Below are 14,309 nucleotides of genomic sequence, written 5' to 3' on the forward strand. Positions count from 1 at the left end.
GCAGAATTCGGACCGATTTGGTCTGGAGCACGCTTTCCCGCGCAATCTCCGGCAGCGAATGCGTGCGCTGCAGGTGCTAAGTGCAGTTGGCTAATTCACTGATCCTGGCGCGGGAATCTCCGGGGCTTTGGTATCTCGCCTTGCCTGGGCTTCCAGCAGGCCCCGCGCCGTCAGGTCCGCGCGCAACGCCGGGGCGCCGTGGAAATGATGCACCTGCCAGCCCAGCGCCCGCGCCGAAGCGATGTTGGCGGCATTGTCGTCGATGAACAGCATCGCCTGCGGGTCGTGGCCGAAGCGTTTCGCCGCCAGGTCGAAGATGCGCGCGTCGGGCTTGGCCAGTTTCTCGTCCCCGGAGACGACGATATCGCCGAACAGGTCGAACAGCGGCTCCACCGCGCGGTACTCGCGCCAGAACGGGCTGGCGAAGTTGGTGATGGCAAAGAGCGGCACGGCCTGTGCCGCAAGCTCGCGAACGATGTCGTGGCTGCCCGGGACGTTGCCGGGGATCGTTTCCAGGAACCGCGTGGCGTAAGCGTCTATCAGGGCGTCGTTGCCCGGGAACGCGGCCTTTCGCTCGGCCACCAGTTCCGCCAGGTCGCGCCCGGCATCATGCTCGAAGTGCCATTCCTCGGTGACGACGGTGGTGCAGAACCAGTCCAGCCGCTCCGGCTCGGGGATCAGCTTGGCGAAAAGCAGGCGCATGTCCCACTCGACGAGGACGCGCCCGACATCGAACACGACGGCCGCTACAGGCGCCGCTACAGGCCCGCGCGCTTCGGCAGGATGGTTTTCTTGGACAGCAGACATGACAAGACCCCCGCACCTGGCGGGGGCCTCATGTCGTCAGACGCAATCGCCCGTCCGCCTTGGTCATCCCCGCCCGATGGCAGGGACAGACAGACGAATCAGCCCTGGCGGGCCTTGAAGCGACGGTTGGTCTTGTTGATGACGTAAGTGCGGCCGCGACGGCGGATCACGCGGTTGTCCCGGTGACGACCCTTGAGCGACTTCAGGCTGTTCGTAATCTTCATGTCTAGTCTCGTCTTGCGTGGTCCGGCGGTTGCACCAAGCAAACTGGGGCCGCCGCAAAATAGGAAGTGGCGCCGTTAGTGGGAGCGGCTTGCAAAGTCAAGCCCGAGGGGCCATTCCACCTCGTGCAAGAGCTTCGTTTTGCCGTTCATCCCAAGGCAATCGCAAGCGCCCATAACCCAGGTTCGGGTGCGACCCAACCGATTCTTCGCCAATCGCCTTTTCGGACCCCAACGAACAATGAAGACGCTAAAAACCGCGATTTTCGCTACTGGAATGGTCGCAACGCTGCTTGCCGCTCCCGCGCTTCAGGCCCGTCCCGGCTGGGGTGGCGGTTATGGTTCGGGCTGGGGTTCCGGCTGGGGCGATCGAGGGGGCGACCCGCTGATGGGCGGCCCGGTCGGCGCGCCGATGTCCTCCAGCCGCACGAAGGATTCGCGCGAAGGCCGCGTGGAAGTGAGCCGATTCGTGGCCCAGGATCCGCAAGCGGCCGATCTCGGCCACGGCGTGGTTTCGGTCCAGTCCGATTCGGGCGAAGGCCAGTGGGTCCCCGGCGCCGAGCGCGCCGCTTATGAGGCCGCCATCGTCGATGCCCTCGTCGGCGCGGGCTACGACACCCAGCACAAGGAAGACAATGGCGGGCAAGTGGCCGAGTTGAAGATCAGCCGCCAGGTCCTGACCCCTGCCGAGGAAAAGCGGAATCCGGTCAGCGGCACCGCGGCCATGGGCGTCAGCAATCGCGGCTCGGCCTACGGGCTGGCCGTGAACGTGGACCTCACCAAGCCCCGCACGGCGCTGATCGGCACCCGGCTCGACACCCGGATCGTCGACAAGGCGAGTGGCAAAGTGCTGTGGGAAGGCTATGCCACGATCGCCACGCGCGAAGGCGACGACAACTGGCCGGACTACCGCATTGCCGGCAAGCTGGCCGCCGCCCTGTTCGACGGCTTCCCCAAGGCCGACCCGGTAGGCGTGTCCGCCCCCCAGGGCTGAAAGTGCCGCGCCGGGGCACGTGCCTGCCCGCCGGCCGGCTTGCCCCCGCCGGCAGACTGAACCGCCGGCAGACTGAACCGCCGACCAAGCGCAACCCCGCAAGCCGCCCGTGCGACTTTCTCCCTTCACGGGGGTTTATTGCATGAGGAACCGCCTCAGGAGAGCCTGACATGATCCGCATCCGTCCATTCGCCCCCCTGTTCATGCCCCCCCTTCTCGCCGGAGCGCTGGCTCTGGGCGGCTGCGCCGCGCAAGTCGGGCCGGTGGAAGTCACGCGGTTCAGCGCTCCGGACGCATCGATGCTCGGACGCGGGGTGATTCGCGTCGATCCTGCCAATGCACAGGATGCCTCCAGCCTGGAATTCCGTACTTACGCCGCCGCCGTGGCGCAGGAGCTGGCGAAAGTCGGCTACCGCCAGGCCCTTCCCGGAGAAGCCGTGCGCGACACGCAAGTGGCGGTGCTCTCGGTGGAGCGACAGGTCTATCAGCCCGGCGCCCGCCGCAGTCCCGTCTCGGTGGGCGTGGGCGGCAGCACCGGCAGCTACGGATCGGGCCTCGGCCTGGGGCTGGGCATCAACCTGGCCGGCAAACCGCAGGACCAGGTGGATACCCGCATGCACGTGATGATCAAGGACCGCCCGGACGGCCGCACCATCTGGGAAGGCCGCGCCGCCTTCACTGTCGGCTCCAAGTCTCCCGTGGCGCAAACTTCGCTGGGCGCTGCAAAAATGGCCGAAGCGTTGTTCAAGGGGTTTCCGGGCAAGTCGGGTGAAACTATCCTGGTGAAATGACCAGCATCCAGATCTCCTCCGCATTCGATTCCGGCAACATCGAAGTCCTTTCCATCGACGGCACCACCGCGCGACTCAAGATCCGCCCGGATCACGAATCGGACTTCCTCCAGTGGTTCCACTTCCGTGTCAGCGCCGCCCCCGGCCAGAGCATCGCGGGCGAGGAACTGACGCTGAAGATCACCGGCCTCAACGCCTCGGCCTATCCGCTGGGCTGGCCCGGGTACCGCGCTTGCGCCTCGGAAGACCGCCAGTTCTGGGGCCGCGCCGAAACCACCTGGGACGGCGGCAAGGACGGCGGAACGCTCACCATCCGCCACACGCCTGACAGCGAACTGGCCTGGTTCGCCTATTTCGCGCCCTATTCGATGGAGCGCCATCACGACCTCATCGCCTCGCTCGCAGGGCTTGAGGAAGTGGACTACCGCCTGCTCGGCACCACGCTGGACGGCCGCCCGCTCGATTGCCTCTCCATGGGCGACGGACTCAAGCAGGTCTGGCTCTATGCCCGCCAGCATCCCGGCGAATCGATGGCCGAATGGTGGATGGAGGGCGCTCTGGAAGTGCTGGCCGATCCCGCCGATTCGGTCGGGCGCGAACTGCGCAAGCGGTGCCGCTTCCACGTCGTGCCCAACATGAACCCGGATGGTTCGGCGCGAGGCCACTTGCGCACCAATGCGGCGGGCGTGAACCTCAACCGCGAATGGGCCGAGCCCAGCGCCGAGAGGTCTCCCGAAGTGCTCGCGATCCTGGCCGCCATGGACGAAACCGGCGTGGACTTCGCCATGGACATCCACGGCGACGAAGCCATCCCCGCCGTCTTCCTGGCCGGTTTCGAGGGCATCCCCTCGCTCAAGGCCGAGCAGAAGCAGGGTTACGACCGCTACGCGACGATCCTGGAACGCCGCACGCCGGACTTCCAGACCCGCCTCGGCTACTCCACCGCCCAGCCGGGCAAGGGCAACCTGACGATGTCCACCAATCAGGTCGCCGAGCGCTTCGGCGCCGTGTCCATGACGTTGGAAATGCCGTTCAAGGACCATGACGAGGCCGCCGACCCGCGCCAGGGCTGGAGCCCGGAACGCTCGGCCCAGCTCGGCAAGGACTGCATGGGCGCGCTGCTGGAATGGCTGGTCGAGCAGGACGGCAAGTAAGAACGGCCGCGGCGGGCTTGGGACGCCTGAAGGTTCGGCATCCCAAGCCCGCCGCGGTGAAAGGAACTATCCGTTCACCGGATCAGATCCCGGCCCACTGCCGCAAGGCCTGCCTGACGGCGAGGTTCTCGTCGTAGCTCCAGGACGGCGAGACGGCGGCCGCCGGCACTTCGCCGAGCACGCTCTGCAGCATCATCCAGCCCGAGGCCCAGTCGCCGCGCGTGTCGTCGCAGACGGGGAACGAATCCCAGTCCTTGGCCAGCCGGATCATCGAGCGTTGCTGCGCCATCGACGCATCCAGATCGCCGACCATGAACGAAGTGAAGGGCAGCGCCTGGCGCGGACAGGCGCCGAAGCGCGAAAGGCGGCGGTCAGCACCCGGCAGGTCCATGTTCGGCGGATTGACGACGATCGCGCCGAGCACCGGGTTTTCCGCGCCCAGTCCCTCGAACTCCACCCACCAGGCAAGCGCGAGGGCGGCGATGTCGTCAGTGACGATCACCACCGGCCGGTCGGCGCGGCGAACCGCGAGGTTGAGCTTGTTGACCCAGGTATTGCGATGCGGCTCGTCCCAGAGGCCCAGCTCCAGCACACGGCAATGCTCGCTCCAGCGCGCCCAGCGGCTCATCCAGTGCCCTTCGGCAAGGGGCGCGCCGGGCACCAGGAGAATCAGCGGCACATGGTCCTGCGCACGGGGATAACGGTAGTGTGTCATGGGGTGCTCCAACGCTGTTGGGGATACCGCCGGTCGACTCTGTCTACGTCCCGACTAGACGCACCATAACTCAACTAATTTAGTTGACAATAGGATTCCGACAAAGCGATGCGCTGCCGCGCCGCTCCGAAAGGACAGCGCGGCGGTGCGTGCATCGCCAAAGGGGGGAAACCCCTTGTCCTACAGGAGGTTGGCAGGTCCGAAAGCGTGAGGGAGCAGCGCGGACAGCGTCGTTTCCAGCACGCCTTCCGCGCCGTCGCACCAGACCACCGGGTCGGTGCCGCCGACTTGCGCGATCTCGTTGAGGATCTGGCGGCAGCGCCCGCAGGGGGTGACGGTATCGCCCTGCCCCGCCGCGCCCGGAGCGCCGCCGGTCACGGCCACGGCTTCCAGCTTTCCGGGCTGCCCGGACGACAGGATCGCGGAAACCGCAACCGTTTCCGCGCAGAGCGACAGGCCATAGCTGGCGTTTTCGACATTGGCCCCTGTGACCACCGAGCCGTCCGCCATGAGCAGCGCGGCGCCGACATGGAACTTCGAATAGGGCGCATAGGCGCGCGACGCGGCCTCGCGCGCGGCCACGAGCAGGGCGTCGCGCTGTTGAGTGGTGAAAGTCATGGCTGCACCACTACCCAGCGCAGCCCCCCTTGCGCAATCTCGCTCGCGAGCGAGCCGTTCGCCGTCCACAGGGACCACGGCCGGCCGCCATAGTCGGGCAGCATGCGATCGCGCACCAGCCAGAGGTTGCGATCCAGCTTGGCCGCGATGCGGTAGCGGTCCTCGAAAGCCTTGCTGACCTTGAGAATCACCGGCTTGCCTGCGTGCGTCTCGATCTGGTTGATGAAAGTCATCAACTCGCTTTCGACTTTAGCGTCGGACACGTTGGTGGGGCAGCCGTCCGCCAGGATGTCGAGGTCGATGGCCGGCGGCAGCAATGCCGAATCGCGCGGCACGGTGGTGACGAAATTGGCGGACTGCATTTCCGCCGGCTGGCAGGGATCGTAGCGGTGGACGGCCCCCACTTGCAGCCCCGCCGCCTTGGCTGCCACGAAATTGGCGACGAAGCGCGGATCGCGCGCAAAGGCGCTGACGCTGGCGCTGGCATCGATATAGGCGAAGTCCACGCCGACCGCCTTGAGCGATTTCCAGTTCACCTCACCGTCGGCGGCGCCGATTTCCACGCCCTGCATGGGATAGATCGAACGGTCGGGCGTCCAGTGGCGCAGATGCCACCAGCCCCAGCCCCCGGCGACAAGCGCCAGCAGCAACAGCACCGCGGCGATACGCCACAGGATGCGCGCGCGCGCCTTGGCGGCCAAACCCTTCCTCGTCATCGTGAAGCCCCCTTCAGCCGCGAATATGCAGGACGCAGATCAGCGTGAAAAGCCTGCGTGCGGTGGGGTGATCGGTGGCGACTTTGCCGTCCAGCCTTTCAAGCAGGAGTTCGGCGGCCGAATCGTGGATGCCGCGCCGGGCCATGTCGATCGTCTCGATTTCCTGGGCGGAAGCCTTGCGAATCGCCTGGTAGTAGCTTTCGCAAACGGCGAAATATTCGCGCACGGGCCGGCGGAAACGGGCCAGCCCCAGCATCATGGTCTCCAGCGGATTGCCGGATTCGTCGCCCAGTTCCAGCGAGAGGCGACCGTCGCGAACGGAGAGGCGCAGCCGGTAAGGCCCCTCGTGCCCCGCCTCGAAGGCGCGGACCGGCTTGAAGACGTTGTCTTCGATGAGGTCGAAAATGGCGATGCGCCGCTCCTGCTCGATATCGGCGTTGCGCCACAGGATGGTCGCGTCGTCCAGCTCGATATGGGAGATGCGCGGATCGGACATGTTCCCTTGCCCTTTACGCGTTCGCAGCATGGGGTCGCAAGGGGCGTTGTAGCGTGGGCGTTTTTGTCCGAACGCACGGTCAGGCAAAAACAGGTGCCCGCCCGATTCGAGCGGCACCGGATGTCGAAGGCACCCCCGGGGGGAGACGTCATCCCGGCCCAAAACCGCTCCTCAACACCCTGTGGATTAATATCACTCTTCTGCTCGCTTGCTGCCGGGGGGCGAGATGGGGCATTGTCCGCCCCCTCATGTCACAACAAGCCGCCATTGCCCTCGCACCCGAGGCCGAAGCCCGCAGTCTGCCCGCCAACGTCGAGGCCGAGGCCGCATTCCTGGGCGCCGTCCTGATCGACAACCGGGTGATCGAGGAACTGCAGACRCAGCTCACCCCGATGCACTTCTACGAACCGGTCCATGCCCGGATCTACGAGCGCATCCTGCAACTGCTCGATCGCAAGGCGGTGGTGACGCCGGTTACCCTGCGCCCCTATTTCGAATCGGACGAAGCGCTGAAGGCGCTGGGCGGCGTGTCCTACCTCGCCCGCCTCACGGCCGACGGACAGGGCCTGCTGGCCCCGCGCGAGCTGGCAGACCAGATCTACGACCTTGCCCTGCTGCGCGAGCTGATCTCGGTGGGCCGCAATCTCGTGGCCGAGGCGATGGACACCTCCGAATCGGTCGAACCGATGGAGCAGGTGGAACGCGCGGAAGCCGCACTGTACAAAGTGGCCGAAGGCGCTTCGACCGCGAACGAGGCCAAGAGCTTCGCCGCCGCCACCCGCACCGCCATCGGCGCCATCGAGAAGGCGTTCAATTCGGGCGGCCATATCTCGGGCAAGACCACGGGCCTCAATTCGGTCAACGGCAAGATCGGCGGCCTGCATGATTCCGACCTTATCATCCTTGCCGGCCGTCCCGGCATGGGCAAGACCTCGCTCGTCACCAACATCGCCTTCAACGCCTCCGACCGGCTCCAGCGCGACCTGGCCGACGGCATTCCGGCCGAGAAATCGGTCGGCGCGGCAACGGCCTTCTTCAGCCTCGAAATGAGCGCCGACCAGCTGGCCACGCGTATCCTGGCCGAACAGTCGGGCATCAGCTCCGAAGCGCTGCGCATGGGCAAGATCAGCCGCGAGGATTTCCAGCAGCTCTCCTTCGCCAGCCAGCGCCTGGCCGAACTGCCGCTCTATATCGACGATACGCCCGGCCTCACCATCGCCGGCCTGCGTACCCGTGCGCGCCGCCTGAAGCGCCGCCACAATATCGGCCTGGTGATCATCGACTACCTGCAGCTGCTCCAGGGCTCCGGCCGCGCCAACGACAACCGCGTCAACGAAATCTCGGAAATCTCGCGCGGATTGAAGACGCTCGCCAAGGAACTGCACGTTCCGGTGATCGCGCTGTCGCAGCTTTCTCGTGCGGTGGAGTCGCGCGAGGACAAGCGGCCGATGCTTTCCGACCTTCGCGAATCGGGCTCGATCGAGCAGGACGCGGACATGGTCTGGTTCGTGTTCCGCGAGGATTACTACGCCAAGGGCGTCGAACCGCGCGAACCCGGCGATAACGATCCGCCAGACGTCCACGCCAAGTGGAACGAATGGCGCGAACACATGGAGCGCATCACCGGCCTGTCCGAACTGATCATCGCCAAGCAGCGCCACGGCGCCACCGGCAAGGTGCGCCTGCGCTTCGAAGCGCGGATCACCAAGTTCTCCGATCTGGCCGACGACGACATGCGCGCGGCGTTCGAAAGCGACTGACCATTCCCACGGGCAAGCCGAAAAGGATACGATGAGCGACCAGAAAGTCCTGCTTCTCGCCGGCGGCAGCGGTTCGATCGGCAGTGCCATCGCCCGCCAGGCCCTGGCCCATGGCTGGAAGGTCGCTCTTCATGGACGCACCCAGGAAAAAGTGACGGCGCTCGTCACCGGGCTTTCCTACCTCGGCACCGTGGATGGCTTCATTGCCGATGTCTGGGAAGAGGACGCGGCGGAAACCCTGATCGCCGAAGTGGGCGAGCAATATGGCCGGATCGACGCGGTGATCGATTGCGTCTCCACCGGGCCGCTCGGCATAACCGGACTGCTGCCCGAGACCGCGCCCGAGACCTTCGGCGATTTCCTCAATGTCTCCGTCGGCTGGGTCGAGCGGCTCGCGCTCGCCAGCTACGGTTTTCTGGGGACGCAGGGCGGCACGTTCATCGCCCTCGTCTCCGACGCGGGGATCTACGCGGCGGCGCGCCAGAGCCTGATCGGCGCGGCCCGGGCCGGGACCATCGGCTTTGTGCGCAATTTCGCCGTCGAAGCCGCGCGTGACGGCATCCGCGCCCACGCCCTGTCCACCAGCTTCGTCGAGGGCAGCGAAAGCGCCATCCGCATGGGATCGGAGCGGATGGCCCGCGCCGCCCGCCGTGCCGGCCTGGGGCTGCCGACCGCGGACGACATCGCGCCGCTGGCCCTGTTCCTCTGTTCCGACGGGGCCGCGAAGATCACCGGGCAAGTCATCAGCGTGAACGGCGGCCTGAACGCCTGAGAATTCGCGACCCGCGAATTCGGGGTGCGGGCCGGTGCCGTCTCAAGAAATGCCCGCATGGGCATTTTTCAACGATCGCGCGCGCGTCTCATCCGGCCAACGCATGCCGAAACCGTGCAAGGCGCTGCACGGCCTCGTCCAGCACTTCCGCCGGCTTGGTGAAGCAGAAGCGGACCAAATGGCCTGGCGCCTGCGCGCCCTGGTAGAGCGCGGAAACCGGCACGGTCGCCACCCCGGCCTCCACCACCGCCCGCTCGCTGAAAGTCCGGTCCGCAAGGCCGATGCCCGAGGCGGACAAGTCGACATTGAGGAACCAGGTCGCCGCGTTCGGCAGAACGACGAAGCCCGCCTGCGCCAGCCCCGCCTTCAGCTGCTCGCGGGATTCCGCCCATTGCGCCCGTTGCCCCGCCAGCACGGCATCCGGGAGCGAGAGCCCTTCCGCCACGGCCCATTGCAGCGGCACCGCCGTGGCATAAGTCAGGAACTGGTGCGCGCGCGAAATCGCCGTGCCCAGCGCATCGGCGGCGATCATCCAGCCGATCTTCCAGCCCGTCAGCCCGAAGATCTTGCCTGCCGAGCCGATCTTAACCGTCCGGTCGGCCATGCCGGGGAACGCCATGAGCGAGCGGTGCGGAACCCCGTCGAAACGCACATCTTCCCAGACCTCGTCGCTGATCGCGATGAGATCGTGCGCGGTGCAGGCCCGCGCGATCGCGGCGAGTTCCTCGTGGCTGGCGACCGTGCCCGCCGGGTTAAGCGGGTCGTTGAACATCAGCGCCCGCGTCCGCGGCGTGATCGCTGCCTCCAGCGCCTCGGCAGGGTAGCGGAACTCCGGCGGCAGCAGCGGGATCGAGACGGGAACGCCGCCCGCCCGGCGCACCAGCGGCGCATAGGCGTCATAAGCGGGCTGGAACAGGATCACCTCGTCCCCCGGCTGCACGAAGGCGAAGATGGCCGCAGCCAGCGCCTCCGTCGCGCCCGAGGTCACGGTGACTTGCTCCGCGGTAACCGGCAGGCCCTGCCGCCGCCGGTAATAGCCGCAGATCGCCTCGCGCAGTTCGATCAGGCCCGCGCCGGGCGGATACTGGTTCGACCGTTCGAACAGGCCGCGGCTTGCCGCCTCCAGCAAGGCCGGCGGGGGCGTCCCGTCCGGAAAACCCTGCCCCAGGTTGATCGCCCCATGTTCGCGCGCGAGCGCCGACATGCGGTCGAACACCGTGCGCTCCATTTCCGCATAGACCGGATGAATGCGGTCGGCTGTCTTCATGCCCGCAGGGGCTCCCATCTTGTCCGGGCCGTTGCCACGCCAGTGCCCGGCCCTCCGGCGCCTTACCTCCGACAAACCGCCCGCGAGAGCAAGAGCGCTGCACGCCGGAGCGAAATCGGCAGGAACCGCGCCGAATGCCCGAGCCGCAGGGAACCAGCGCGCCCACCACGCGTCATTGGCTTGATGGAAATCGCCTTCCGCTTGCGCCGGGGAGGATACAGCACGCACACATCCCCGCGCAGCCCGGACGGACACTCGCTGCTCCCGGCGAAGCGAGAGACTTGCCCGACATGAACCGACCAGTGCTGTTCTCCACCCCGTTCATCGAACGGCTGCCCCTGATCCCGGAGCGGCCACTGGTGCGCTACGGCACCACGGTGGCGCTCTGCATCCTGGCGGCCTGGCTGCGGTGGGAACTGGATGCCGCCTTTCCGCCGGGCTATCCTTATCTCACGTTCTTTCCCGCCGTGATCCTGTCCTCGTTCCTGTTCGGCCCCCGGCCGGGGATCATGGCTGCGGTGATCTGCGGGTTCTTTGCCTGGTACTTGTTCATCCCGCCCCGTTTCGGGCTGGCGCTAGATTACAAGTCGCTGGTTTCGCTGGCCTTCTACACCGGCGTGGTGGCGGTGGACATTGCCCTCGTGCATCTGATGCAACGGTTCAACGCGCGCCTTCACCTCGCGCAGGAGGAAGTCCGCCTGCTGGCCGAAGAGCGCGGCGTGCTGGCGGAACGTACCGAGCTGCTGTTCCAGGAGCTTCAGCACCGGGTGGGCAACAACCTGCAGATGATCGGCGCCGTCCTGTCGCTGCAACTGCGCGGGCTGGAGGAACCGACCGCCCGCCGCGCCATCGCCAATGCCGCCGGCCGGTTGCAGGTGATCGGCCGGATCCAGCGCCAGCTCTATCGACCGGACGGCGAACTCGTGCCGCTCGACCGCTTCGTCCACGATCTCTCGGGGCAAGTCATGGATTCGAGCGGCCGGGAAGACATTGCCTGCAAGGTCGCCGTGGAGCCCGGCATCGTACTGCGGCCCGATGCCGCCGTGCCCGTGGCCCTGATTCTCTCCGAAGCCATGGCCAATGCGCTGGAACACGGCCTGGCTGCGCGCGACAGCGGCCTCATTCGCATCGACGTGCGCCGCCAGAGCGAAGGCATCGCCCTCAGCGTGGAAGACGACGGCGCGGGCCTGGCGCCGGACTTCGAGCCCGACCATGCCGAATCGATCGGCCTGCGGATTTCCCGTGTCCTGAGTCGCCAGCTCGAAGCCCGGCTCACGCTGGAAAATCTGCCCTGCGATTCGGGTCGCAGCGGGGCAAAAATGACCCTTCACCTGCCGCCAAGCCGTTTTGCCGAAGCGGAATGATCAGCAATGTCGCATCTCGGAGCCGAAACGATTACACTGACTGGCTCTGCTAACTTGCGATTCAGCCGCCCGACCCTACATTGGCGGGCGAAAGGACGGTTTCTCCCAAGATGAACGACGATCAGCCTAGCGGCAATCCCTGGGTCAAGAGCCTGCTCGTATGGGGCGGCATCTTTCTCGCGCTCCTCATGGTGGTATCCATGTTCAACACCCGCAGCGAGAGCGGGCCCATGATCGCCTATTCCGATTTCCGCGCGAAAGTTGCCGAAGGCAGCGTCCAGAGCGTGGAAGTGGGAGAGGACAGCATCGATGGGAAGATGAAGAACGGCGACACGTTCCGCACCGTCCCCGTCCCCGGCGACACCACGCTCACTCCGCTGCTTCAGCAGAGCGGCGTGCAATATGCCGGCAAGACGCCCGAGGAAGGCAGCCTGCTCGTCTATATCCTCGCGCAGACCCTTCCCTTCCTGCTGATCGTCGGCATTGCGTTCTTCGCGCTGCGCCAGGTCCAGAAGGGCGGCGGTTCCGGCGCGATGGGCTTCGGCAAGTCCAAAGCCAAGATGCTGACCGAGCGTTCGGGCCGCGTGACTTTCGACGATGTCGCCGGCATCGACGAAGCGCGGGAGGAACTGGAGGAAATCGTCGAGTTCCTGCGCGATCCCACCCGCTTCTCCAAGCTGGGCGGCCAGATCCCGAAGGGCGCGCTGCTGGTCGGTTCGCCGGGTACCGGCAAGACCCTGCTCGCCCGTGCCATCGCCGGTGAGGCGGGCGTGCCGTTCTTCACGATCTCCGGCTCGGACTTCGTCGAGATGTTCGTGGGCGTCGGCGCCAGCCGCGTGCGCGACATGTTCGAACAGGCCAAGAAGAACGCGCCCTGCATTGTCTTCATCGACGAAATCGACGCGGTCGGCCGCCATCGCGGTCACGGCCTCGGCAACTCGAACGACGAACGCGAGCAGACGCTGAACCAGCTTCTGGTCGAAATGGACGGTTTCGAGGCCAACGAGGGCATCATCATCATCGCGGCGACCAACCGCCCCGACGTGCTGGATCCCGCGCTGCTGCGCCCGGGCCGCTTCGACCGTCAGGTCGTGGTGCCGGTGCCGGATATCGATGGCCGCGAGAAGATCCTGGCCGTGCACATGAAGAAGGTGCCGCTGGCGCCCGACGTCAACCCGCGCGTGATCGCGCGCGGCACGCCGGGCTTCTCGGGTGCCGATCTGGCCAACCTCGTCAACGAAGCCGCCCTGCTCGCCGCGCGCCGCAACAAGCGCCTGGTCGCCATGCAGGAGTTCGAGGACGCCAAGGACAAGGTCATGATGGGCGCGGAACGCCGCTCGATGGTCATGACCGACGACGAGAAGAAGATGACCGCTTATCACGAGGCCGGCCACGCGCTCGTCTCGCTGCATGAACCGGCATCCGACCCGATCCACAAGGCCACGATCATCCCGCGCGGCCGCGCGCTGGGCATGGTCATGCGCCTGCCGGAGCGTGACAGCTACTCGTATCATCGCGACAAGATGCTGGCGAACCTCTCGGTTGCCATGGGCGGCCGCGTGGCGGAAGAGATCATCTTCGGCTACGACAAGGTTTCGTCGGGCGCCTCGTCTGACATCCAGTACGCCACCAGCCTGGCCCGCAACATGGTCACCAAGTGGGGCATGTCGGACAAGCTGGGACCGATCCAGTACGAGGAAAGCCAGGAAGGCTACCTCGGTATGGGCGGCACTCAGCGTACCATGAGTTCGGTGGACACCAACAAGCTGATCGACAGCGAAATCCGCGGCCTGGTCGACAATGCCCATGCCCGCGCCACGCAGCTGCTCAACGAATATAGCGAGCAGCTGGAATCCCTGGCCCAGGCCCTGCTGGAATACGAGACGCTTTCGGGCGACGAGATCAACCAGCTGCTGGAAACCGGCAAGCTCGATCGTCCCAGCGAACCGCGCGGCCCCGGTGCACCGCGACCGCTGACCGGCTCTTCGATCCCCAAGGCTGGCCGCCGTTTCTCCGGCAGCGCCACCCCGCAGGGCGCCTGACGGAACAGACATCCCGGAACATGAGTTCTCCTTCGGGAGAATGCAGGAGGGGGCGCAAGGCTTAACGGTCTTGCGCCCCTTTGCCGTTGGCGCCGTGAGGATTTGGTCCGGTGGGCATCCGGTCCGCTTTAACAGCGCTGAGCCGATTCGAACTCGGCCGGCCATCCCGCCGGTCGCTACCGTGGTGGGCAGTCAACGGAACCTCTCGCACCATGACCGTGATCGTCGGGTTGGAGGAACACGGCGTATTCGCGACAACGGGGTCGACGAGCCTGTCACCCGAGCAGCAACCGCAATACTCTGGCTCGACCATCGTGGTTGCGAAGCTACCGAGGCTTCACGGCCAGAGTGTGGATGCCCGCTCCGTTTCTCCTCTCCGCAATGACAGAAAAGAAGAACGCCTCAGGTAAACGTGTTGGCTTTCACTGCTCATCTGCGCTCCCAACACATGCCGGAGGCCAAGACGGTTCGGCTCCTCAAGCGGCGGTGTGCTCAAGACTGCGCGAGTGACAACCAGACGCGAGAAAATCGAGATGCCGCGCCGCGCCGGCTTGGTGTCCCCTCTTCGCCCAAGCCGATATAGCGGCGGCTA

At 66.1% G+C, this 14,309-nt stretch carries 15 protein-coding genes; 8 read left to right on the forward strand and 7 right to left on the reverse strand.

Features of this window, described 5'->3' with window-relative positions; all coding sequences use genetic code 11:
• Positions 1-90: 90 nt before the first annotated feature.
• Together AB4Z00_RS05785 and ykgO are read right to left on the reverse strand one after the other, a co-directional pair.
• Positions 91-807 (reverse strand): HAD-IA family hydrolase, encoded by a 717-nt coding sequence (locus tag AB4Z00_RS05785; protein WP_442045279.1) that lies wholly within the window; start codon positions 805-807, stop codon positions 91-93.
• Positions 808-905: 98 nt separating this feature from the next.
• Positions 906-1,031: a type B 50S ribosomal protein L36 gene (ykgO, locus tag AB4Z00_RS05790; RefSeq protein ID WP_021235112.1), complete on the reverse strand. Its 126-nt coding sequence runs from the start codon at positions 1,029-1,031 to the stop codon at positions 906-908.
• 238 nt (positions 1,032-1,269) lie between these two features.
• On the opposite strand from ykgO, the gene AB4Z00_RS05795 reads away from it, so the two are divergent.
• The 3 genes from AB4Z00_RS05795 (at position 1,270) to AB4Z00_RS05805 (ending at position 3,967) form a co-directional block, all read left to right on the forward strand.
• The gene (locus tag AB4Z00_RS05795) at positions 1,270-2,022 is read left to right on the forward strand and encodes a hypothetical protein (protein WP_442045280.1); all 753 of its coding nucleotides are present in this window, start codon (positions 1,270-1,272) and stop codon (positions 2,020-2,022) included.
• Positions 2,023-2,192: 170 nt separating this feature from the next.
• Complete coding sequence (locus tag AB4Z00_RS05800; protein ID WP_442045281.1) at positions 2,193-2,813, forward strand: DUF4136 domain-containing protein; 621 nt, start codon at positions 2,193-2,195, stop codon at positions 2,811-2,813.
• Positions 2,810-3,967 (forward strand): M14 family metallopeptidase, encoded by a 1,158-nt coding sequence (locus AB4Z00_RS05805; protein WP_134093463.1) that lies wholly within the window; start codon positions 2,810-2,812, stop codon positions 3,965-3,967. Before AB4Z00_RS05800 ends, AB4Z00_RS05805 begins: the two co-directional genes overlap by 4 nt.
• Before the next feature lie 82 nt (positions 3,968-4,049).
• On the opposite strand, the gene AB4Z00_RS05810 is transcribed toward AB4Z00_RS05805, so the two are convergent.
• The 4 genes from AB4Z00_RS05810 to AB4Z00_RS05825 all read right to left on the reverse strand — a co-directional run bounded on the left by AB4Z00_RS05810 (position 4,050) and on the right by AB4Z00_RS05825 (position 6,512).
• The gene (locus tag AB4Z00_RS05810; protein ID WP_442045282.1) at positions 4,050-4,682 is read right to left on the reverse strand and encodes an RBBP9/YdeN family alpha/beta hydrolase; all 633 of its coding nucleotides are present in this window, start codon (positions 4,680-4,682) and stop codon (positions 4,050-4,052) included.
• Between the two features lie 180 nt (positions 4,683-4,862).
• Positions 4,863-5,300 carry a cytidine deaminase gene (locus AB4Z00_RS05815; RefSeq protein ID WP_134093461.1) on the reverse strand — a complete coding sequence of 146 codons (438 nt, stop codon included), beginning with the start codon at positions 5,298-5,300 and terminating at the stop codon, positions 4,863-4,865.
• Positions 5,297-6,016 (reverse strand): glycoside hydrolase family 25 protein, encoded by a 720-nt coding sequence (locus AB4Z00_RS05820; protein ID WP_134093460.1) that lies wholly within the window; start codon positions 6,014-6,016, stop codon positions 5,297-5,299. The genes AB4Z00_RS05815 and AB4Z00_RS05820 overlap by 4 nt, the downstream gene beginning before the upstream one ends.
• Before the next feature lie 13 nt (positions 6,017-6,029).
• Positions 6,030-6,512 carry a UPF0262 family protein gene (locus AB4Z00_RS05825; RefSeq protein WP_132267439.1) on the reverse strand — a complete coding sequence of 161 codons (483 nt, stop codon included), beginning with the start codon at positions 6,510-6,512 and terminating at the stop codon, positions 6,030-6,032.
• Between the two features lie 248 nt (positions 6,513-6,760).
• Between AB4Z00_RS05825 and AB4Z00_RS05830 the strand changes: the two genes are divergently transcribed.
• Positions 6,761-8,272: a replicative DNA helicase gene (locus tag AB4Z00_RS05830; RefSeq protein WP_132267440.1), complete on the forward strand. Its 1,512-nt coding sequence runs from the start codon at positions 6,761-6,763 to the stop codon at positions 8,270-8,272.
• A 31-nt stretch (positions 8,273-8,303) separates the two neighbouring features.
• On the forward strand, positions 8,304-9,044 hold the full coding sequence (locus AB4Z00_RS05835) for an SDR family NAD(P)-dependent oxidoreductase (protein ID WP_132267442.1): 741 nt from the start codon (positions 8,304-8,306) through the stop codon (positions 9,042-9,044).
• An 88-nt stretch (positions 9,045-9,132) separates the two neighbouring features.
• Here AB4Z00_RS05835 and AB4Z00_RS05840 read toward each other — a convergent pair whose 3' ends face one another.
• On the reverse strand, positions 9,133-10,311 hold the full coding sequence (locus AB4Z00_RS05840) for an aminotransferase (RefSeq protein WP_442045283.1): 1,179 nt from the start codon (positions 10,309-10,311) through the stop codon (positions 9,133-9,135).
• A gap of 290 nt (positions 10,312-10,601) precedes the next feature.
• On the opposite strand from AB4Z00_RS05840, the gene AB4Z00_RS05845 reads away from it, so the two are divergent.
• From AB4Z00_RS05845 to AB4Z00_RS05855, 3 genes are all read left to right on the forward strand, one after another.
• Entirely contained in the window at positions 10,602-11,675 is a 1,074-nt protein-coding gene (locus AB4Z00_RS05845) for a sensor histidine kinase (RefSeq protein ID WP_132267445.1), read from the forward strand.
• A gap of 110 nt (positions 11,676-11,785) precedes the next feature.
• Entirely contained in the window at positions 11,786-13,717 is a 1,932-nt protein-coding gene (gene ftsH, locus AB4Z00_RS05850) for an ATP-dependent zinc metalloprotease FtsH (RefSeq protein WP_442045284.1), read from the forward strand.
• A 212-nt stretch (positions 13,718-13,929) separates the two neighbouring features.
• Positions 13,930-14,127 carry a hypothetical protein gene (locus AB4Z00_RS05855; protein ID WP_442045285.1) on the forward strand — a complete coding sequence of 66 codons (198 nt, stop codon included), beginning with the start codon at positions 13,930-13,932 and terminating at the stop codon, positions 14,125-14,127.
• Positions 14,128-14,309 lie beyond the last annotated feature (182 nt).

It is taken from the genome of Novosphingobium sp. YAF33 (genome assembly GCF_052113265.1).
Lineage (GTDB): Bacteria > Pseudomonadota > Alphaproteobacteria > Sphingomonadales > Sphingomonadaceae > Novosphingobium.